Annotated in this window: 20 protein-coding genes; 13 read left to right on the top strand and 7 right to left on the bottom strand. The window is 71.4% G+C overall.

The window, feature by feature from the left end:
- Positions 1-45: 45 nt before the first annotated feature.
- A complete protein-coding gene (locus ACZ7OY_RS20705; protein WP_375971777.1) occupies positions 46-909 on the top strand; it encodes a LysR family transcriptional regulator in 864 nt (287 codons plus the stop codon).
- Positions 910-1,037: 128 nt separating this feature from the next.
- On the top strand, positions 1,038-1,445 hold the full coding sequence (locus ACZ7OY_RS20700) for an SseB family protein (protein ID WP_471912702.1): 408 nt from the start codon (positions 1,038-1,040) through the stop codon (positions 1,443-1,445).
- A 267-nt stretch (positions 1,446-1,712) separates the two neighbouring features.
- On the opposite strand, the gene ACZ7OY_RS20695 is transcribed toward ACZ7OY_RS20700, so the two are convergent.
- Positions 1,713-2,696, bottom strand: a complete 984-nt coding sequence (locus ACZ7OY_RS20695) for an AraC family transcriptional regulator (protein WP_471912701.1) — start codon at positions 2,694-2,696, stop codon at positions 1,713-1,715.
- Between the two features lie 127 nt (positions 2,697-2,823).
- Here ACZ7OY_RS20695 and ACZ7OY_RS20690 point away from each other — a divergent pair, with 127 nt between their 5' ends.
- Positions 2,824-3,918 (top strand): hypothetical protein, encoded by a 1,095-nt coding sequence (locus tag ACZ7OY_RS20690; protein ID WP_471912700.1) that lies wholly within the window; start codon positions 2,824-2,826, stop codon positions 3,916-3,918.
- 593 nt (positions 3,919-4,511) lie between these two features.
- Positions 4,512-4,913, top strand: coding sequence for a PQQ-binding-like beta-propeller repeat protein (locus ACZ7OY_RS20685; RefSeq protein ID WP_471912699.1), 402 nt, complete (start codon positions 4,512-4,514; stop codon positions 4,911-4,913).
- On the opposite strand, the gene ACZ7OY_RS20680 is transcribed toward ACZ7OY_RS20685, so the two are convergent.
- The 6 genes from ACZ7OY_RS20680 to ACZ7OY_RS20655 all read right to left on the bottom strand — a co-directional run bounded on the left by ACZ7OY_RS20680 (position 4,903) and on the right by ACZ7OY_RS20655 (position 10,223).
- Positions 4,903-5,322 (bottom strand): MarR family winged helix-turn-helix transcriptional regulator, encoded by a 420-nt coding sequence (locus tag ACZ7OY_RS20680; RefSeq protein WP_471912698.1) that lies wholly within the window; start codon positions 5,320-5,322, stop codon positions 4,903-4,905. The genes ACZ7OY_RS20685 and ACZ7OY_RS20680 overlap by 11 nt on opposite strands.
- A gap of 92 nt (positions 5,323-5,414) precedes the next feature.
- A complete protein-coding gene (locus tag ACZ7OY_RS20675) occupies positions 5,415-5,765 on the bottom strand; it encodes a VOC family protein (RefSeq protein WP_471912697.1) in 351 nt (116 codons plus the stop codon).
- Between the two features lie 285 nt (positions 5,766-6,050).
- Positions 6,051-7,082 carry a LacI family DNA-binding transcriptional regulator gene (locus tag ACZ7OY_RS20670; protein ID WP_471912696.1) on the bottom strand — a complete coding sequence of 344 codons (1,032 nt, stop codon included), beginning with the start codon at positions 7,080-7,082 and terminating at the stop codon, positions 6,051-6,053.
- A complete protein-coding gene (locus ACZ7OY_RS20665) occupies positions 7,079-7,984 on the bottom strand; it encodes a carbohydrate ABC transporter permease (RefSeq protein WP_471912695.1) in 906 nt (301 codons plus the stop codon). Before ACZ7OY_RS20665 ends, ACZ7OY_RS20670 begins: the two co-directional genes overlap by 4 nt.
- Positions 7,981-8,907: a carbohydrate ABC transporter permease gene (locus tag ACZ7OY_RS20660; protein ID WP_471912694.1), complete on the bottom strand. Its 927-nt coding sequence runs from the start codon at positions 8,905-8,907 to the stop codon at positions 7,981-7,983. Before ACZ7OY_RS20660 ends, ACZ7OY_RS20665 begins: the two co-directional genes overlap by 4 nt.
- The gene (locus ACZ7OY_RS20655; RefSeq protein ID WP_471912693.1) at positions 8,904-10,223 is read right to left on the bottom strand and encodes an ABC transporter substrate-binding protein; all 1,320 of its coding nucleotides are present in this window, start codon (positions 10,221-10,223) and stop codon (positions 8,904-8,906) included. The genes ACZ7OY_RS20660 and ACZ7OY_RS20655 overlap by 4 nt, the downstream gene beginning before the upstream one ends.
- Before the next feature lie 251 nt (positions 10,224-10,474).
- Between ACZ7OY_RS20655 and ACZ7OY_RS20650 the strand changes: the two genes are divergently transcribed.
- From ACZ7OY_RS20650 to ACZ7OY_RS20610, 9 genes are all read left to right on the top strand, one after another.
- Positions 10,475-12,496 carry a beta-galactosidase gene (locus ACZ7OY_RS20650; protein WP_471912692.1) on the top strand — a complete coding sequence of 674 codons (2,022 nt, stop codon included), beginning with the start codon at positions 10,475-10,477 and terminating at the stop codon, positions 12,494-12,496.
- Positions 12,497-12,615: 119 nt separating this feature from the next.
- Positions 12,616-14,175 (top strand): glycosyl hydrolase 53 family protein, encoded by a 1,560-nt coding sequence (locus ACZ7OY_RS20645; RefSeq protein WP_471912691.1) that lies wholly within the window; start codon positions 12,616-12,618, stop codon positions 14,173-14,175.
- Between the two features lie 191 nt (positions 14,176-14,366).
- Entirely contained in the window at positions 14,367-14,654 is a 288-nt protein-coding gene (locus tag ACZ7OY_RS20640; RefSeq protein WP_471912690.1) for an ArsR family transcriptional regulator, read from the top strand.
- 174 nt (positions 14,655-14,828) lie between these two features.
- Positions 14,829-15,791: an SMP-30/gluconolactonase/LRE family protein gene (locus tag ACZ7OY_RS20635; RefSeq protein ID WP_471912689.1), complete on the top strand. Its 963-nt coding sequence runs from the start codon at positions 14,829-14,831 to the stop codon at positions 15,789-15,791.
- Between the two features lie 181 nt (positions 15,792-15,972).
- Positions 15,973-16,428 (top strand): fluoride efflux transporter CrcB, encoded by a 456-nt coding sequence (gene crcB, locus ACZ7OY_RS20630; protein ID WP_471912688.1) that lies wholly within the window; start codon positions 15,973-15,975, stop codon positions 16,426-16,428.
- The gene (locus ACZ7OY_RS20625; RefSeq protein WP_471912687.1) at positions 16,425-16,817 is read left to right on the top strand and encodes a DUF190 domain-containing protein; all 393 of its coding nucleotides are present in this window, start codon (positions 16,425-16,427) and stop codon (positions 16,815-16,817) included. The genes crcB (ACZ7OY_RS20630) and ACZ7OY_RS20625 overlap by 4 nt, the downstream gene beginning before the upstream one ends.
- Positions 16,814-17,188: a fluoride efflux transporter CrcB gene (gene crcB / locus ACZ7OY_RS20620; RefSeq protein WP_471912686.1), complete on the top strand. Its 375-nt coding sequence runs from the start codon at positions 16,814-16,816 to the stop codon at positions 17,186-17,188. Before ACZ7OY_RS20625 ends, crcB (ACZ7OY_RS20620) begins: the two co-directional genes overlap by 4 nt.
- A gap of 73 nt (positions 17,189-17,261) precedes the next feature.
- Positions 17,262-18,098 carry an undecaprenyl-diphosphate phosphatase gene (locus ACZ7OY_RS20615; RefSeq protein WP_471912685.1) on the top strand — a complete coding sequence of 279 codons (837 nt, stop codon included), beginning with the start codon at positions 17,262-17,264 and terminating at the stop codon, positions 18,096-18,098.
- Positions 18,099-18,302: 204 nt separating this feature from the next.
- Positions 18,303-19,013 carry a FadR/GntR family transcriptional regulator gene (locus ACZ7OY_RS20610; RefSeq protein ID WP_471912806.1) on the top strand — a complete coding sequence of 237 codons (711 nt, stop codon included), beginning with the start codon at positions 18,303-18,305 and terminating at the stop codon, positions 19,011-19,013.
- Positions 19,014-19,022 lie beyond the last annotated feature (9 nt).

Below are 19,022 nucleotides of genomic sequence, written 5' to 3'. Positions count from 1 at the left end.
CGCTTACGAAAAATGCATAGGCTGATCGGTCTATACGCTTGGGTCATGGATGGCGTCCAGGTGGAGCTTCGGCAGTTGCGCTGTCTCGTCGCGATCGTCGACGAGGGCACGTTCACGGACGCCGGCATCGCGCTCGGCGTCTCCCAGGCGGCGGTCTCCCGCACCCTGGCCTCGCTCGAACGCGGTCTCGGCACACGGCTGCTCAGGCGCACCTCCCGCGAGGTGACGCCGACGCCGGCCGGTCTGCGGGTCGTCGCGCACGCCCGGCGGGTGCTCGCCGAGGTCGACGACCTGGTCCGGGAGGCCACCTCGGGCCACACCCGGCTGCGGGTGGGTTACGCCTGGGCGGCCCTCGGCCGGCACACCCTGGCCTTCCAGCGCCGGTGGGACGACACGCACCCGGAGACGGAACTGAGGCTGGTGCGCGCCAACTCCGCCACGGCGGGCCTGGCGGAGGGCGGCTGCGACCTAGCGGTGGTGCGCAGGGACCCGGGCGACCAGCGGTTCGACTCGGCGATCGTCGGACTGGAGCGGCGCCTGTGCGCCCTGGCGGCGGACGACCCGCTGGCCCGTCGGCGCTCGGTGCGGCTCGCCGAACTCGGCGGCCGCACCCTGCTCGTCGACCGGCGCACCGGCACCACCACGCCCGAGCTGTGGCCCGCCGACGCCCGCCCTGCCGTCGAGGAGATCCACGACGTCGACGACTGGCTCACCGTGATCGCCACCGGCCGGTGCATCGGCATGACCGCCGAGTCCACCGCCAACCGCTACCCGCGGCCCGGCGTCGTCTACCGGCCCGTACGGGACGCCGAACCGGTCGCCGTACGGCTCGCCTGGTGGCGCGACGATCCGCACCCCGCCACGCAGGCCGTGATCGAGGTGCTCACCGAGCTCTACCGCCAGGGCTGAGGGACCCGCTCCGTTTGTTGCGCCGACGGGCGCATGGCCACCGTCGTCGTGGGTACGCGAACCCAGCCGCGCCCGGTGCCCGTGCGGGCGGGGCAGGCCCGACGACCGCCGCTACCAGGGGACCCGAGATGGAGACACCCGCCCACCACGAGGCCGGCAGCACCGCCCGACGGGCGCTGACCGCGCTGGCCGAGAACACCCAGGACACGGTCGCGCTGGACGCACTCGCGCACAGCGACGTGCTCGTGCCGGTACCCGACGACGCCCCCGAGGAGAGCGCCGCCGATCTCACCACCGTTGCCCTGCCCGTCCTGGAGTACCAGGGCGGCGAGCCGGTGGTGCCCGTGTTCACCTCCGAACCGGAGATGACCCACCTGCTGCCGTTCGTCTCGCGCTACCGCCTGGTGCCGCTGGGCGCGCTTGCCGCGCAGTGGCCGGAAGGTGAGCTCTCGCTCGCCATCGACGGCGCCGCGGACCACGCCCTGACGCTCACGTCGGAGGGCGTGAGGACCCTGCTGGCCCGGCCTGGGGGCTGAGGGGCGCACCCCGGCGGTCGGCGGGACCCGACCGCCGGATTCGCGGGGGGAAACACCGGACTCGAAGAGCGTGGGCGGTCCGCGCGCCCTCGCGCGCCCAGGCCCTGCCGGGGTGGGGTGAGCGGCGCCGACCCCGTTCACCCCGCGGCGGTCTCCCTCGCCGTTCGATCAAGGTTAGGCGGGTGCGACGGCGCGCGTGCTCCGGAATGCGAAGCCGGTGTCCGCATTCCGCACCAAGTTGTTCCGCACCAAGTTCGCCGGCCGCCGTCAGCCGGCACGCAGCGTCTGCGACGGCGACTCCCCGAACCGGGTCCGATAGCGCTGCGCGAACCGCCCCAGATGGCTGAAACCCCATGCGTACGCCACGTCGGTGACCGTGGTCGTCCCGGGATCCGCGGCCCGCAGCTGCTCACGCACCCGCCGTAACCTCACCTCGTTGACGTACGACATCGGGGACATGCCCACATGCCGGCGGAAGGCGTCCTGGAGGGCCCGGACGCCGACCTGGGCGATGGCGGCGAGGCTCGTCGCGTCGTACGGTTCGGCCGGCCGGTCGTGGACGACGTCCATGACCCGTTTCACCGGCGCGGGCCGCAGCCGGGGGCCCGGAACCTCCAGCTCCTCCCGGTAGTTGTGCCCTGCGGCGTACAACACGCCTTCCAGCAGCGTCCGTTCGATCGAGGCGCGGATCAGCGGCTGGCCGAGCAGCCCGCCCGGCACGTCCTTCTCCGACAGGGACCACCGCGCCAGGTTCGCCCAACTCAGCCCGGGGCCCTGCGTGATGTCGACGTACGGCGCGAACCGGGCACGGCCCCCGAGCGGCCTGCCGAGCAGGCCCTCCAGCCGCCGGTGCACCGCCGCCCGGTCGAGCTTGACGGCCAGGGCCCGGCAGTCGCGGGACCAGTCGTCGACCTGGACCGGACGGTCGGGGTCGAGGAAGAGGGCCTGGTCGGGAGTCGCGTACGAGGAGGCCTCGCGCCCCTGTCCGACCCGGAACCGGCCGGTGAGCGGTACGGCCACGTGGTAGGCCCGCGGCTCGACGAACTCCATCGCCACCTCGGTGCCGAAACTGAGCTCCCCGACGGTGAGTTCACCCAGCTCGACCACACTCATCTCGGTGAGGAACGTGTCCGGGGAACCCGCCACGTCCAGGCTCAGATCGTAGTAATGGCTCGCGATCGCGTCATGGGACTCGTCCACGCATCGCGTGCGGTAGCTGCTGAACCGGACTGCCCGCTGCTCCTCGCCCATGGCTGCGCTCCCTGGTGCGGCCTTTGCCGTCCTGTGCGGCATTCGTGGAGCATGATGGCACCGCGGGCGGGCCGCGCCGACCCTCACGACGGCGTGTTCGTCACCGCCGGGGGTTCAGAATGATCTCATGCTCTGGATCTCCGGCGTGGCCGGCGGGCTCGTGCTCCTACTCGTCCTCAGCAGCATCCTGCGCACCCTCGTGGTGCCGCGGGGCCTCTACTCCGTGCTGGTCTTCCGGCTCTGGTGGCTGCTGCGCCGCCTGCTGCGGCTGGCCGCGCCGTCCGGCGGCTACCGTGCCGTCGACCGCGCCCAGACCTGGCTCGCCCCGCTCATACTGATCGGCATGCTCGCGACCTGGCTGGGCGGAGCCCTGATCGGCTACGGCCTGCTGCTGTACGCGCTGTCCCCGCTGTCCTGGGCGAGCGCCTTCCGCGAGGCCGGCTCCAGCCTGTTCACCCTCGGTTTCGCCAGCGGCGCGCGGATCAGCCTGTCGGCGCTCGACTTCGTCGCGGCGGCCACCGGCCCGGTCCTGATCGCCCTTCAGATCGCCTACCTGCCCACCCTCTACGCCGCCTACAACCGGCGCGAGCTGGAGGTCACGCTGCTCCAGTCCCGGGCCGGGGAGCCCGCCTGGGGCCCGGAGATCCTGGCCCGGCAGTGGCTCGTCGACACCGAGACGGCCCTGCCCGAGCTTTACCGGTCGTGGGAGCGACTGGCCGCCGACATGGGCGAGAGCCACTCCACCTATCCGGTGCTGCTCGCCTTCCGCTCGCCCCGGCCGTACCGCAACTGGCTGGTCGGACTGGTCGCCGTGATGGACGCGGCGGCCATGCAGCTCGCGCTCACCCCACGGATCGCCCCGCCGGAGGCCCGGCTGGTGCTGCGGGCCGGGTTCACCGCACTGCGGGACATCGCCCGCTCGGTACGCGTCCCGTTCGACCCCGACCCGGCCCCGGACGCCCCGATCCAGCTCACCTTCGCCGAGTTCGAGGAGGCGGTGGCGATGCTGGAGCGCACGGACTTCCGCGCCGAGCTCAGCCCCCGAGAGGCCTGGCCGCACTTCCAGGGCTGGCGGGTCAACTACGAGGCCATCGCCCACGCACTGTGCCGCCGCTGCGACGCGGTACCTGCGCTGTGGACCGGCCCCCGCGACTTCCGGGCCGCCTCGGTCTCCCCGCAGCGCCCGGCCGACCGGCGGCCGCAGTCGCCCGCGGCGGGTTAGGCCTCCGGACAGAAGCGGGGATCCGATCAGCGGGCGGCGCCGTCCGCCGGGCCCCGCTTCTGTCCGGAGCTCCCAGGCACTGCCCGGCGGATCAAGGCGCAGGAACGGGGTGGCGCGGCGGCGTTTCCGGTCGCCGGTACGCCGCTGACATGATCCGAACCGCCGCGTATGCTCCAGCGGCTTGCGACGGGGAGGTGGCACCGGTGGGTGCCGCGGTACGCAACAGTGCGGGGGCCACCTGCGCAGCGGCCGCAAGCTGTGGGAGCGGGGGATCAGCGGCGTTCCCGGGTTCACCACCGCCACGGACAGCCTGGTCACCGCCGACCACGGCGTGGCCGTGGCACTGGCGGACGGCGCGGTGCACGGCTACGCCCTCGCCGACGGCACGCCCCGCTGGACCACGAGCCTGCACGCGACGAGCGGCACCCCGGACGGCGCTGCGGACAAGGGCAAGGACATGGGCAGGGCGAGCGGCGCGGACAGCGGCGAGGCTGCCGCCGGGGCGGACAAGGGCGCCGACGCCGGCACCGGCGACCCGGTGGAGATCCCGCTCAGCGGGAGTGAGGAGGACCTGGCCGTCGTCCCGGCGTCCGATGCCTTCGCCGCGCGGCCCGCGCTGTCGGCGACGGTCGGCGACGGTCGGCGACGGCAGGCTCGTCGTGGCGGCCGCGCGGCCCGGTGGCGACGGGCCCGACCGGATCTCCGGCTACTCGCTGCGGGACGGAAAACGGCTCTGGCACCAGGACCTGGGCGGCACGGTCACCGCCCTCGCGCCCGCGGGCGACGGTCAGGTGGCGGTGCTCGCGGGCGCGGACCGGCTGTGGCGCCTCGACATGGGCGACGGGCACCGCCTGGGGGCGGACGCCGGGACCCCGGTGCGCGACGTCGACGGCAGCGTCGAGCCCACCGCCCAGCTCCTGAGGGCGGACGACACCTGGATCGTCGTCAACTCCGACGGCGACAGCCGTCCCCCGGTCTTTGGGATCAGGGGGTGACGGACAGGCCCTGGGCCCGGTCCTCGGCCAGCATCCGGGCCAGCACCGCGCGCTGCAGCGGCAGCACCTCGGCGTGCAGGTCGCGCCCCTTGCGGGTGAGGGCGACCCACACTCCGCGGCGGTCCTCCACGCAGACGGAACGCTCGACCAGACCGTCCTTTTCCAGCCGTCCGATGAGGCGGGACAGCGCGCTCTGACTCAGATGCACCCGCCCGACGAGGTTCTGCACACGGCAGTGGCCGCCCTCCTCGGGCGACTCGGCGTCGAGGATGTCGAGCACCTCGAAGTCGCTCGCGCCCAGGCCGTACGGGTGCAGCACACGGTCGATCTCGCACATCGTGCGCGCGTGCACCGACAGGATGTCCCGCCACTGTTGTTCGAGCCGGGTGGTCGCCGTGTTCACTGCCATACCCGCACGGTAACACCGAACCGGCCATTCGTTGAGTATGCAACTAGTGCATGCGCAAGTGCCGGATCCGGCGGATCCGGCGGAAGCCGGTCTCAGGCCACCGGGTCCTCGAGGAGCCCCACCATGTTGCCGTCGGCGTCCTTCACCGACGCGATCAGCCGGCCGTTGCCCACGTCGTGCAAGTCCTGCACGGTCTCGGCGCCCGCCGCCAGCAGCGCCGCCAGCTGCGCCCGGATGTCGGTGACGTGCCAGAACGGCACCGGTCCGGTCAGGCCCTGGGCGTGTCCGTTGGGGTTGAGGCCCACGTCCTGGCCGGCGTCCTTGAAACCGACGTAGTAGGGCTCGTCCGCGTACGGCTCGACCCCCAGCAGTGCGCTGAACATGGTCTTCGCCTGGGCGAGATCCTTGACGGGGTAGATGATCGTCTTCACGCCCGCGGTCATGGCGTACTCCTCGGTGAGGTGGGGGCGACGGACCGACGCGGCGCGCCGGTGTCGTACCGGCGAGTTCCGCCGGTGCACTCACGTTAAGCCGGGGGACCGCTCGGCGGCTTCTCCGATCCTGACCGGTCCGGGACCGTCCGGCGGACGAGGGCCCCGCCGCCGACGGGCCCCTCCAGAGGGCGCGGATCGTGCGCGACGTTCCCCCGAACGGTGTCCGGCCGGCCGCGCCACGTGCCGCTCACGTCGGCCCCGAACGGTGACCGGCCCGCCCCCGTCCCCGCCCGCTCACGTCGATTCGCGCTTGACCAGCTCGGTCGGCAGGATCACCGCGGCCGGGTCCTCGCCGCCGATCTGGGCGAGCAGCACCCGCACCATCTCGTTGCTGATCCGGTCCCAGGGCTGACGGATGGTGGTGAGGGCGGGCGTGGCCGCGACCGCCGCGGGGGAGTCGTCGAAGCCTCCGACAGCGATGTCATCCGGCACCCGCAGACCGGCCCGCCGCAGCGCGGCCAGCACGCCCTGGGCCATCAGGTCGGAGGCGACGAACACCGCGTCCAGGTCGGGGGCCTGCGCGAGCAGCCGCTCGGCGCCCGCCTCGCCGCTGGCCCGGCTGTAGTCGCCGGAGACGACGAGCCGCTCGTCGAGGTCGACGCCCGCCTCGGTGAGCACCTCCCGGTAACCGGCGAGCCGCTCCACACCGCCCGGGGTGTCGAGCGGACCGGTGACCACGCCGATCCGGCGGCGGCCGAGCGACAGCAGATGGCGCACCATGTCCCGGGCGCCGTCCCGGTCGTCGGCGGCCACGTAGCTCACCTTGGAGCCGAGCCCGATCGGCTTGCCGCACGCGACCAGCGGCACGCCCGCCGCGCACAGCTCCTCCGCCACCGGGTCGCCGGAGTGGCTGGAGACCAGCAGCACCCCGTCCACGTGACCGGCCGTGATGTAGCGCGCTATGCGCCGCCGTTCGTCCTCGGTGCCCGCCAGCATCAGCAGCAGCGGTATGTCGTGCGCGGCCAGCGCCTGGGTGCAGCCGCGCAGCAGGATGTTGAAGTTGGGGTCCTCGAAGAACCGCTCCTGCGGCTCGGTCAGCAGGAAGCCGACCGAGTCCGACCGTCCCGTGATGAGGGAGCGGGCGTGCCGGTTGACGACGTAGCCCGTGCGACGGATGGCGGCGTTGACCGCCTCCTGCGCGGTGGGGCTGACGTAGTGGCCGCCGTTGAGCACGCGCGAGACGGTGCCCCGGGAGACCCCTGCCTCGCGCGCCACGTCATGGATGGTCGGCGGCTTCCGTCGGCCCCCCGCATTGTTCATGGTCATGACTTTACGGCCCCGGACAGCAGGTCCAGGCTCCAGAACCGCTGAACGACCAGGAAGAGCGCGACCAGCGGGAGCACCGCGAGGAAGGCGCCCGTGATCACGAGGGTGTACAGGGCCGGGGTGTTCGACCCCTGTTCCAGCAGGGTGTACAGGCCGACGGTGATCGGGAACTTCTCGTCGTCGCTGAGCATGATGTACGGCAGCAGGAAATTGTTCCAGACCGCCACGAACTGGAACAGGAACACGGTGACCAGGCCGGGCACCATCATGGGCAGCGCGATCCGGGTGAAGATCCGCCACTCGCTCGCCCCGTCCATCCGTCCGGCCTCGACCACGTCGGAGGGGACCGCGGCGGCGGCGTAGATCCGGGCGAGGTAGACGCCGTAGGGGGCGAGGACCTGGGGCAGCAGCACGGACAGGTGGGTGTCCGTGAGGTCGGCCTTCGCCATCAGCAGGTACTGCGGGACGGCGAGGATCACCGGCGGCATGAGGACGCCCGCGAGCAGGATGTTGAACAGGGTCTCCCGGCCGCGGAAGCGGTAGACCGCCAGCGCGTAGCCGCTGACGGCGGAGACGGCCGTCGACAGCAGGGCGCCGAGGCCCGCGTAGAGGGCGGAGTTGCCCATCCACTTCCAGTACACGCCGTCGCGGTAGGTGCTCAGCTCCTTGACGTTGTCGGCGAAGCCGCTGCCCGGCAGGAAGGTGAACGTGGAGAACAGTTCGTGGCCGGACTTGGTGGACGCGATCACCACCCAGGCCACCGGGAGCAGGCAGTACAGCGCGCCGAGCAGCAGGGTCACGGTCGGGACCAGCGCGATCCGCCGGTGCAGCGGCGGTCCCTGGGCGGTGCCGGGGGTGGTGCCGGCGGCGGGTGCGGCCTTGCGGACGGCAAGAGAACTCATCGGGCGGCCTCCTGCTTGTTGCGGCGGTTCGCGGCCCGCAGGAACCCGAAGGACAGCACGAGCGTGACGAAGGCGATCAGTGTCGCCTCGGCGGCGGCCGCGTAGATGTCCCCCTTGCCGAAGGCGTCCTGGTACACCTTCATCAGCGGACTCCAGGTGGTGGGCAGGGAGTTGGTGAGCGGTTTGAGGGTGGTGGGTTCGTTGAAGACCTGGAGCGTGGCGATGATCGAGAAGAAGAAGGTCAGCACCAGCGAGGGCGCCACCATCGGGATCTTGATCCGCAGGGCGATCTGGAGCGGGGTGGCGCCGTCCAGCTCGGCCGCCTCGTACACCTCGGCGGGGATGGCCTGGAGCGCGGTGTAGATGACGATCATGTTGAAGCCGGTGCCGCCCCAGACCGCGATGTTGGACAGGGCGAGGTACAGCGGACCGCCGTCCAGCAGGTCCGGCTGAGGCAGGCCCAGCTTCTCCAGTACGAAATAGAAGGGGCTGACGTCCGGCAGGTACAGGAAGCCCCACAGCAGCGCGGCCACGACGCCGGGGATGGCGTACGGCAGGAAGATCGCGAGCCGGCTGAACGGGGCGAGCCGCACCTTGTCGGAGTCGAGCATCAGCGCGAACAGCAGGGCGAGCCCGAGCATCACGGGCACGACGATGCAGCCGTAGCCGAGGACGTGCAGCGCGCCGCCGAGCAGTTCGTCGTCCGTGAGGGCGGAGCTGTAGTTCCGGAAGCCGGCCCAGACCTCCTGCCGGGCACCCGACCCCAGGCCGAGCCCGGAGACGTGCACCTTGCGGAAGCTGAGCCAGACCGCGTACCCGATGGGCAGCGCGAAGAACAGGCAGAAGAGGATCGTCGCGGGAAGAAGGAAGGCGTACGGGGCCCCCTTGGCCCCGTACCGCCTCCGGTGTGCGGGGGTGGTCACTGAGCGACCCCGAAGCCCTGCTTCTCGAGGTCGGCCACCGTCTCGTCCTGCATGGTGCCCAGGGCGGCGGCGAAGTCCGACTTGTTCTTCGCGGCGGCGCCGAAGGCGTCGTTGAACGACGCGTAGGCGACGTTGACGTTCGGGCCCCACGCGGACGGCGCGGTGGTCTCGGCGATCTTGGCGGCCTGGGTGTAGAAGTCGGCCTGGTTGGAGAAGTAGTCCGGCGGCGTGAGGAAGGCGCCGCTGGTCTGGGCGGCCTTGGAGGCCGGGTAGATGCCGCTCTCCTTGGCCAGCGCGTTCAGCGCGTCCTTGTCGGTGTTGAGCCACGCGGCGAACTCCGCGGCGGCCGCCTGGTGCTCGGAGTCCGTGGTGACGGCGGTGGAGGAGCCGCCCCAGCTGCCCGTGACGTTCTCGCTCGCGGACCACTGGGGGAGCGGGGCCATGGCCCACTTGCCCTTGGTGTCGGGCGCCGCCGTGGTGAGCGTGCCCGGCGCCCACACGGCGCTGACCCAGGCGATCTGCTTGCCGGTGTCCAGGGCCTTGTTCCAGGCCGGGGTGTACATCGGCTGGTTGTCGATGACGCCCTCCTTGACGAGGCCGCCCCAGAACTTGGCGACCTTCTGGCTCGCCGCGTCGTCGATGCCGACCTTCCACTTGTTGCCGGAGGTCGTCCACCACTTGGCGCCGGCCTGCTGGGCCAGGCCCGCGAAGAGGCCCGAGTCGTTGGCGGAGAACGTGGTCAGGTCCGTGCCCGGCGAGGCCTTCTTCAGCTTGCGGGCGGTCTCGGCGAACTGGTCCCAGGTGGTGGGGACCGTCAGGCCGTACTTCTTGAACAGGTCCTCGCGGTAGTAGAACATCATCGGCCCGATGTCCTGCGGGATCGCGTAGACCGCGTCGGTGCCGAGCGTGGTCTGCTGCCAGACGCCGTCGGCGAACTCGCTCTTGGCGTCGCCGACGTTCTTGGATATGTCGGCCAGTGCGTCGTTGCTGACCAGGGTCGGCAGCGCCTGGTACTCGGCCTGCACCAGGTCCGGTGCCTGCTTGGCCTTGTGTGCGGTGAGGATCTTGGTGACCAGCGAGTCGCCGGAGGCCTGCTTCTTGACCGTGACGGTGATCTGTTCCTTCTTGCCCCGGCCCTTGTTCCACAGGTCGACGACCTTGTCCATGCCGGGCGTCCAGGTCCAGTACGTGAGCGAGACCGGCCCCGACGCGGCCTCGCCGGTGTCGTCGGACGAACCGCAAGCGGCGAGGGCGGTGGCGCCGAGGGCGACGGCGACGGTGGTTGCCACGAGGCGACGGCGCTTCGTGTTCGGCATGGATCTCTCCCCTGACCTGGGGCCCCCGCCCTGATGCGAGGGCCTGCCATGCTGCTGTGAGCCTGCTGTGAGCGTTCACATGATCATGGTCCTCATGCTTGATAAGGCCCTGCCATGCGTCTGTGAGCGTTCACAGTAGAGAAACATCCCAGACACTTGTCAATGGTTGTTGCTGTGCGGTTATGTTGGGCTCGCGCCGTCGATGATGTGTGTGCACGTTCCCAAATGATCGAATTAAACGGGAGAGATCCATGCCGGACACCACCCCCAGGGGCCTCACCAGGCTCGCCTTCGGTGGGGACTACAACCCGGAGCAGTGGCCGGAATCCGTCTGGCACGAGGACGTCCGGCTCATGCGGGAGGCCGGCGTCACCATGGTGAGCGTCGGGATCTTCTCCTGGGCGCTCCTGGAGCCCGCGCCGGGCGTCCACGACTTCGGCTGGCTCGACCGCCTCCTCGACCTGCTGCACGAGAACGGCATACGCGCCGACCTGGGCACCCCCACCGTGGTCCCGCCCGTCTGGTTCTTCCGCGCACACCCCGAGGCGCTGCCCGTGACGGCCGACGGCACGCGCTACGCGTTCGGCTCGCGCGGTGCCGTCTGCCACAGCAACGCCGCCTACCGGGCCGCCGCCGTGGACATCACCACCCGGCTCGCGACGCGCTACGCCGAACACCCCGCGCTCGCCCTGTGGCACGTGCACAACGAATACGGCGTCCCCGTCTCGGCCTGCTACTGCGACTCCTGCGCCACGCACTTCCGGCGCTGGCTGGCGGGCACGTACGAGACCGTCGAGGCGGTCAACGAGGCCTGGGGAACCGCCTTCTGGGGCCAGCGCTACGCCGCCTTCGACGAGATCGAACCGCCCCGGCTGACCCCCACGGTCGGCAACCCGGGCCAGGCGCTGGACTACAAGCGCTTCGCCGACGCCACGATGCGCGAGAACTTCATGGCCGAGCGGGACATCCTGCACCGGCTGGCCCCCGGCGTCCCGGTCACCACGAACTTCATGACGGCCCTCAGCCAGTGCGACTCGGTCGACTACTGGGCCTGGGGCCGCGAGGTCGACATCGTCAGCAACGACCACTACCTGATCACCGACGGCCGCCGCACCCACGTCAACCTCGCGATGGCCGCCGACCTCACCCGCTCGGTGGCCGGCGGAGCCCCCTGGCTGCTGCTCGAACACTCCACCTCGGGCGTCAACTGGCAGCCCCGCAACCCCGCCAAGGCCCCCGGCCAGATGGCCCGCAACTCGCTCGCGCACGTGGCCCGCGGCTCCGAGGGAGCCATGTTCTTCCAATGGCGCCAGTCGCGGCGCGGCGCCGAGAAGTTCCACTCGGCGATGCTTCCGCACGGCGGCACCGACACGCGCGTGTGGCGCGAGGTCGTCGAACTCGGCGCCGCGCTCGACTCGCTCGGCGCCGTCCGCGGCACCCGCACCCGCGCGGACGTGGCCGTCCTGTGGGACTGGCACTCCTGGTGGGCGCAGAACCTCCAGTGGCGCCCCAGCGAGGACCACGACCCGCGCGAGCGCGCCGACGCCTTCTACGCGGCCCTGTACGACCGCCACCTCACGGTCGACTTCGCCCACCCGGAAGCCGACTTGTCGGCCTATCCCCTTGTCGTCGTACCCGCCCTCTACCTGATGACCGAGGCGGCCGGGAACAACCTCCAGGAGTACGTCGAGAACGGCGGCACCCTCGTCGTGTCCTACTTCTCCGGCATCGTCGACGAGCACGACGCGGTGCACGAGGGCGCCCACCCGGGCGCGCTGCGGGACGTCCTCGGCCTGACCGTGGAGGAGTTCTCGCCCCTGCTGTCCGGCGAGTCGGTGCGGATCACCGGCCCCGACGGGAGCGAACTCGGCGCCGACGTGTGGACGGAGTTCGTCGTACCGCGCGGCGCCGAGACCGTCTGGACGTACGCCGACGGCCTGACCGCGGGCCGCCCGGCCGTCACCCGCCACCGCCTGGGCGAGGGCACCGCCTGGTACGTCTCCACCCGCCTGGGCCCCGAGGGTCTCGACGCGCTCCTCGGCCGGGCCGCCCAGGACGCGGGCGTCGCCCCGTACGCCGAACTGCCCCGCGACGTCGAGGTGGTGCTGCGCACCGGCGAGACGGGCGAGTACCTGTTCGCCGTCAACCACACCGCCACGGACGCCAAGGTGCCGCTCCACGCGCACGGCACCGAACTGCTCACGGGCGAACGCGCCGCCGGCTGCCTCGCGCTCCCGGCGGGAGCCGTCCGGGTCGTACGACTCGACGGCTGAGCCGAGTCTCCCCTCCGCCCGTGCGAGCCGCGAGCCGCGGGCGGAGGGGTGGCGCCCCCTCCCCACCGCACCACCGGGGGCGCTTTCACCCCACCACGTCGAAGGGACGACGGACGAAGATGTTCCATCCCAGACGCACCATCAGGGCCCTGCTGCTCCCGCTCGTCGCCGGGCTCGCCCTCCTCGCGCTGCCCGCCCAGAGCGCGACCGCCGCCAGTACCCTCGCCAACGGCGGCTTCGAGACCGACGGCACCGGCACGGCCATCCCCAGCGGCTGGTCCGAGTCCGGCTCCACCGGTGCCTCGTACGTGGAGGCCGGCGGTCACGGCGGGAGTTACCGGCTGAGCCACTACGCCTCCGCCGCCTACAAGGTGGAGACGTACCAGTACCTCTCCGGGCTGACCAACGGCACCTACACCCTCACGGCCTGGGTCCGCTCGGGCGGTGGCCAGAACTCCGCCTATCTGGCCCTGAAGAACTGCGGGAGCTCCGAGCAGCGCACCGATCTGCCGGTCTCGACCAGCAGCTGGATACGGATCGTCACGTCGATCAATGTGACGAACAACCAGTGCACGATCAGCATCAACAGCGACGCGAACGCGGGCAACTGGATCAATGTGGACGACCTGACCTTCGCGTCGGGCACCACCGGACTGTCGATCAAGGGATCCGACATCTCGTCCCTCGCCAAGAGCGAGGCCTACGGCGGGGTCTACAGGACCAGCTCCGGCACCACCGGGGACGCACTCGCCATCCTCAAGTCCGCCGGCATGAACTACGCGCGCCTGAAGGTCTGGGTCGACCCGGCCGACGGCTACAACAACAAGACCCGCGTGCTCGCCATGGCCAAGCGCATCAAGGCGCAGGGCATGAAGCTGCTGGTCGACTTCCACTACTCGGACTCGTGGGCCGACCCGGGCAAGCAGACCAAGCCGGCCGCGTGGGCGGGGCACTCGTACAGTCAACTGAAGACCGACGTGTACAACCACACGTACGACGTGTTGAACGCGTTGAAGGCCCAGGGCACCACGGCCGACATGGTCCAGGTGGGCAATGAGATCAACGGCGGCATGCTGTGGTCCGAGGGTTCGACCGACAACTGGTCCCAGCTCGCCGGCCTGATCAACTCCGGCTACAGCGCGGCCAAGGCGGTCTCCTCCGGCACCCAGGTCGCCCTGCACCTGGCCAACGCAGGCGACGACGCCACCGTGCGCTGGTGGTTCGACAACGCGGCCGCCTACGGGATCAACTACGACGTGATCGGCCTGTCGTACTACGGCTACTGGCACGGCACGCTCGCCGCGGCGCAGACCACGCTCGACGACGTCGCCTCGCGCTACGGCAAGCCCGTCTTCGTCGCCGAGACGGCCTACCCGTTCCGTCTCGACAGCGACGACTCGCTGACCAACCAGATCGACACCACCGCCGAACTGGTCTCCGGTTACCCGGCGACGGCGGCGGGACAGCTGGCCTGGATGAACAGCGTGGCGAACATCGTGGAGGCCGTCCCGAACGGCCGCGGCCTCGGCGTCTTCTACTGGGAGGCGACCTGGACCGCGGTCTCCGGCAACGGCTGGGACCCGGCCGACGCCACCTCCGGCAACGGCTGGGAGAACCAGGCACTGTTCGGCTTCGACGACAAGGCGCTCTCGTCGATGGCGTGGTTCAGCCACCGCTGAGCGGGTGCGGGGGGTCCGGCCGTGTCCACGCGGCCGGGCCCTTTCCCGTCCCACCAGTCCCGTACTCGAACTCCCTTACTGTGCAGTGGAGTTCGATACCGGTCAGGAGTGACCGGCAGGGGGACGGAACGGTCCGGGCTGCGCCACAGTGGGAGGACGCGGTTCGGGCGGGCTCGGACGGAGGGGACGAGATGCTGAGGGCTCCGGTCGGCGACAGGCGTCTGGACATCCTGGAGTGGCTCAAGGATCCTGCCGCGCACTTTCCTCCGCAGCGGCATGGCGACCTCGTCGAGCACGGCGTCACCGCCCACGCCGTCGCCGTGAAACTCGGCGTACGACGCAAGGTCGCCGAGACCCACCTCGGCCTGCTGGCCGGCATCGGAGTGCTGCGCACCACCCGGATCCGGCGCCGCACCTACTACCGGCGGGACGAGGTCCGGATCGCCGAGGTGGCCCGGATGTTCGAGAAGGGCTGGTAGGCCCCGAGTCCTCCGGGCTGGTGGGCCCCGAGCTCTTCGGGCTGGTGAGCCCCGAGCTCTTCGGGCTGGCGGGCCCCGAGTCCTCCGCCCCTTCCTCTGCCGCCCTTCCGGCGCGTCTGCGATGATCCGGTGGCTCCCACCGACAGGCCATACCCAACGAAGAGGCAGGCGCCCGTGGACCGTTCCACCGCTCTGGTTCCCGTCCGCCGTGTCGCCGTCGGCGGCCGCGGACCCGAGGACGTCGTCGTCGATTCCCGCGGCCGGGTGCTGACCGGTGTCGAGGACGGCCGCATCCTGCGCCTGGACGGACTGACCGGCCGGGCGCCGGCCCGGGTCGAGGTGCTCGCCGAGACCGGCGGCAGGCCCCTCGGCCTCGAACTCCTGCCGGACGGCGCCCTGCTGGTGTGCGACGCGGAACGCGGACTGCTCACCGTCGACCTCGACGCCGGCACCGTCCACGTTCTCGCCGACTCGGTGGCGGGGGAGCGGCTGCGGTTCGCCAGCAATGTCGTCGCCGGGCCCGACGGCACCGTCTACTTCACCGTCTCCAGCCGCCGCTACCCCCTGGGCCAGTGGATCGGCGACCTGGTCGAACACACCGGCACCGGGCGGCTGCTGCGGCTGGCTTCCGGCAGCCGGACGCCCGAAGTGCTGCTGGAGGGACTCCAGTTCGCCAACGGGCTCACCTTCGGCGGCGACGGCTCCTTCCTGGTGATCGCCGAGACCGGCGCCCGACGGCTCATCCGCTACCGGCTCACCGGCCCGCAGGCGGGCCACGCCGAACCGTTCGCCGAGGACCTGCCGGGGATGCCGGACAACATCGGGCGCGCGGGCCCCGACGGCCCGATCTGGGTGGCGCTGGCCGGCCCGCCCGTCCCGCCGCTGGACCTGCTGCACCGCGCCGCGCCGGCCGTGCGCCGGGCCGCCGCCGCGGTGGCCGTGCGCGCACCGTTCCGTCCGATCGGCACGTCGGGCGTCCTCGCCGTGGACGACGAAGGGCGGGTGCTGCACCACCTCGCCCACCGCCGTCCCCCGTTCCGCATGATCACCGGCGTGTGCGAGACCGAGGGGCACCTGATCCTGGGGAGCCTGTGGGAGCGCGGCGTCGCGGTGTGCGAGGCACCGGCGCGGGGGTGATCCGGTTCCTCGGCGGTGAACCGGCTCCCTGACGGTGATCCGGGCCCTCGACCGGGGGTGATCCCGGCCGAGGAGCGGTCCCGCCTCGGGTGAACCCGCCCTCGGCACCCGGCGTTACCCTGTTGACCGGCCGTGGTCACGGTTCTGGTGCGACGAGGTGCCCCAGCGGGAGACGTACGACATGACAGCCAGACGAGCCGTGGGCGTCCGCACCGCCGCCGTGCGGCGCGACGCCCTGCGCGGACAGCTCCCGGTGGTCGGGGTGGTCGCCGTCGGCGGAGCCCTCGGCGCCGTCGCCCGCTACGCGGTCTCGCTGTGGTGGCCCGCGCGGGCCGGCGGCTTCCCCTGGGCGACCTTCTCGGTCAACGTCGTCGGCTGCGCCGTGATCGGCGTGTTCCTGGTGCTCGTCACCGAGGCGTGGCGCCCCCACCCGCTGCTGCGCCCGTTCTTCGGCACCGGGGTGCTCGGCGGCTTCACCACCTTCTCGACGTACGCGGTCGACATCCAGAAGCTGCTCCAGGCGGGGCATCCGGGCACGGCGTTCGGCTATCTCGCCGCGACCCTGTGCGCGGCGCTCGCGGCGGTCTGGCTGGCCGCGACGGCGACCCGCCGCGTCCTGACCTGGAGGCAGCCATGACGGAACCGACCCGGGGCGCGCTGCGCCTGACCGTCCTCATCGGCGAGAGCGACCGCTGGCACCACAAGCCCCTGTACAGCGAGATCGTCCACCGGGCCCACCGGGCCGGTCTCGCGGGCGCCAGCGTCTTCCGGGGCATCGAGGGCTTCGGCGCCTCCTCCCGGATCCACACCGCCCGGCTGCTGTCGCTGAGCGAGGACCTGCCGGTGGCGGTCGTGGTCGTGGACACCGACGAGCGGGTACGGGCCTTCCTGCCGCAGCTCGACGAACTGGTCACCGAGGGGCTGGTGACCCTCGAACCCTGCGAGGTGGTCCGGTACGTCGGACGCACCGCAGAACCGTGCAGACCGGACGAAGGCGGCGAAACGGAAGGTAAGAAGTCGTCGTGAACTGGGTGCTCGTCGTCATCGGTGGCATGCTGGGTGCCCCGCTGCGCTATCTGACCGACCGGGCGGTGCAGTCCCGTCACGACTCGGTCTTCCCCTGGGGCACCTTCGCCGTCAACGTCGTCGGCTGTCTGGTCCTGGGCCTGCTGACCGGCGCCGCGACGGCCGGTGCCGCCGGGCCCCACCTCCAGCTGCTGCTGGGTGCCGGTCTGTGCGGGGCCCTGACGACGTACTCGACCTTCTCGTACGAGACACTGCGGCTGGCCGGGACGGGCGCCGGGTTCTACGCCCTCGCCAACGTCGTCGCGAGTGTGGCGGCGGGCCTCGGCGCGGCCTGCGCGGGGGTGTGGATCGCCCAAGGAACGTGGGCGTGACTGTTCCGGGCGGCCCCGGACGTAGTAAGACTGTCTACAGCACTGTCGACCAACCTCCCAAGAACTGGATTCCATGAGCGCCATCTCCGTCGGCCAAGCCGTCATCCTCGGAGTAGTCGAGGGAGTGACCGAGTTCCTCCCCGTCTCGTCCACCGGCCACCTGAAGATCACCGAGGGGCTGATGAACATCCCCGTCGACGACGACGCCGTCGTCGGTTTCTCGGCCGTCATCCAGGTCGGCGCGATCGCCGCCGTGCTCGTGTACTTCTTCAAGGACATCGTGCGGATCGTGTCCGCGTGGGGCCGCGGACTGGCCAACCGTGAGGAGCGCCACCACCACGACTACAAGTTCGCCTGGTGGGTCATCTATGCGACCATCCCGATCGTCGCCGTGGGTCTGGCGGCCAAGCCGCTCATCGAGGGGCCGCTCGCCTCGCTGTGGGTGGTCGCGGGCTCGCTGATCGCCGGCAGTTTCGTGATGTGGGCGGCGGACCAGATGGGCCGCCACAAGCGCGGTGAGGACGACACCTCGTTCAAGGACGCGATGCTGGTCGGCAGCTCCCAGATCCTCGCGCTGCTCTTCCCGGGCTTCTCGCGCTCCGGCGCCACGATGTCCACGGCGCTCATCCTGGACCTGGACCGGGTGGCCGCCACCCGTCTGTCGTTCTTCCTCGGCATCCCCGCCCTGACCGGCGCGGGCCTGTACGAGCTGAAGGACGCCCTGGGCGCGGGCGTGGGCGCCGCCCCGCTGGTGGTCGGCACGGTCGTCTCGTTCGTGGTGGCGTACGCCTCCATCGCCTGGCTGCTGAAGTTCGTCGCCAAGCACTCCTTCAACGCCTTCGTGATCTACCGGATCGTCGTCGGCCTGGCGCTGTTCGGCCTGCTCGCCGGCGGTGTGATCGACGCCTGAGCGGTCCGGCCGTGCTCGACGGCCGCCGGACAGGCCCTGGTGCAGCGAGACAAGGGTGCGGGGTGTGAAGCGGGTTTTCAGGCTTCACACCCCGCACCCTTGTTTTCGGCTGCTTGACAGGTTGCTCCCGTCAACCGCAGGATCGTTCCTGTGAACCTGTCAGACAGCCAGACAGGTGGTACGACACCGCGGCGCGTGAGCGCCATGGAGGCGGTGCTCGGCCACCTCCGCGGTGCCATCGAGAGCGGCACCTACGCCATCGGCGACAAGCTCCCCTCCGAGGCCGAGCTGTGCCGCACCCTCGAAGTGTCCCGGCCGGTCCTGCGCGAGGCGCTGCGCGCCCTCCAGACGATGGGGCTGACCGTCTCCAGGACCGGAAAAGGCACCTTCGTGGTCGCGACCGCGGTGGAGGACCCCACCTTCGGCGACTACGCGGCCAGCGACCTGCTGGAGGTACGCCGCCACGTCGAGATCCCGGTCGCCGGGTACGCGGCGCTGCGCCGCACCCCGGAGAACCTCGACCATCTGGCCCATCTGCTGGACCGTATGGAGCGGGAGACGGACACCACCGCGTGGGTCGCGATGGACACCCTCTTCCACCTCGCCGTGGCCGAGTCCGCCCAGAACCCGGTCTTCCGCCGGGTCATCGAGGAGATCCGCGACGCGCTGGCGCGCCAGTCCGCGTTCCTGACCGAACTGGCCGGCCGGCGCGAGCAGTCCAACCGCGAGCACCGGGCCGTCCTCGAAGCGCTGATCGACGGCAGCGAGTCCGACGCGGTGGACGCCATGTCCCACCACCTCGACCGCGTCGAGACCAGCCTCACCGACATCGTGCGCCCCACCCGTACGGGCCACCCCACCGAGAGCCGACCCGGGGCGATCCCCGCGGGCCGGTCCCCGTCCCTCCACCAGTGAGTCAGCCAG

Source organism: Streptomyces sp. NPDC107559 (assembly GCF_055657365.1).
This window is presented reverse-complemented; position numbering and strand designations above follow the sequence as displayed.

Bases quoted from the DNA above. Each gene is read 5' to 3' on its own strand.
- ACZ7OY_RS20705 (WP_375971777.1), top strand. From the start codon at position 46: ATGGATGGCGTCCAGGTGGAGCTTCGGCAGTTGCGCTGTCTCGTCGCG.
- ACZ7OY_RS20700 (WP_471912702.1), top strand. From the start codon at position 1,038: ATGGAGACACCCGCCCACCACGAGGCCGGCAGCACCGCCCGACGGGCG.
- ACZ7OY_RS20695 (WP_471912701.1), bottom strand. From the start codon at position 2,696: ATGGGCGAGGAGCAGCGGGCAGTCCGGTTCAGCAGCTACCGCACGCGA.
- ACZ7OY_RS20690 (WP_471912700.1), top strand. From the start codon at position 2,824: ATGCTCTGGATCTCCGGCGTGGCCGGCGGGCTCGTGCTCCTACTCGTC.
- ACZ7OY_RS20685 (WP_471912699.1), top strand. From the start codon at position 4,512: ATGCCTTCGCCGCGCGGCCCGCGCTGTCGGCGACGGTCGGCGACGGTC.
- ACZ7OY_RS20680 (WP_471912698.1), bottom strand. From the start codon at position 5,322: ATGGCAGTGAACACGGCGACCACCCGGCTCGAACAACAGTGGCGGGAC.
- ACZ7OY_RS20675 (WP_471912697.1), bottom strand. From the start codon at position 5,765: ATGACCGCGGGCGTGAAGACGATCATCTACCCCGTCAAGGATCTCGCC.
- ACZ7OY_RS20670 (WP_471912696.1), bottom strand. From the start codon at position 7,082: ATGACCATGAACAATGCGGGGGGCCGACGGAAGCCGCCGACCATCCAT.
- ACZ7OY_RS20665 (WP_471912695.1), bottom strand. From the start codon at position 7,984: ATGAGTTCTCTTGCCGTCCGCAAGGCCGCACCCGCCGCCGGCACCACC.
- ACZ7OY_RS20655 (WP_471912693.1), bottom strand. From the start codon at position 10,223: ATGCCGAACACGAAGCGCCGTCGCCTCGTGGCAACCACCGTCGCCGTC.
- ACZ7OY_RS20650 (WP_471912692.1), top strand. From the start codon at position 10,475: ATGCCGGACACCACCCCCAGGGGCCTCACCAGGCTCGCCTTCGGTGGG.
- ACZ7OY_RS20645 (WP_471912691.1), top strand. From the start codon at position 12,616: ATGTTCCATCCCAGACGCACCATCAGGGCCCTGCTGCTCCCGCTCGTC.
- ACZ7OY_RS20640 (WP_471912690.1), top strand. From the start codon at position 14,367: ATGCTGAGGGCTCCGGTCGGCGACAGGCGTCTGGACATCCTGGAGTGG.
- crcB (WP_471912688.1), top strand. From the start codon at position 15,973: ATGACAGCCAGACGAGCCGTGGGCGTCCGCACCGCCGCCGTGCGGCGC.
- ACZ7OY_RS20625 (WP_471912687.1), top strand. From the start codon at position 16,425: ATGACGGAACCGACCCGGGGCGCGCTGCGCCTGACCGTCCTCATCGGC.
- ACZ7OY_RS20615 (WP_471912685.1), top strand. From the start codon at position 17,262: ATGAGCGCCATCTCCGTCGGCCAAGCCGTCATCCTCGGAGTAGTCGAG.
- ACZ7OY_RS20610 (WP_471912806.1), top strand. From the start codon at position 18,303: ATGGAGGCGGTGCTCGGCCACCTCCGCGGTGCCATCGAGAGCGGCACC.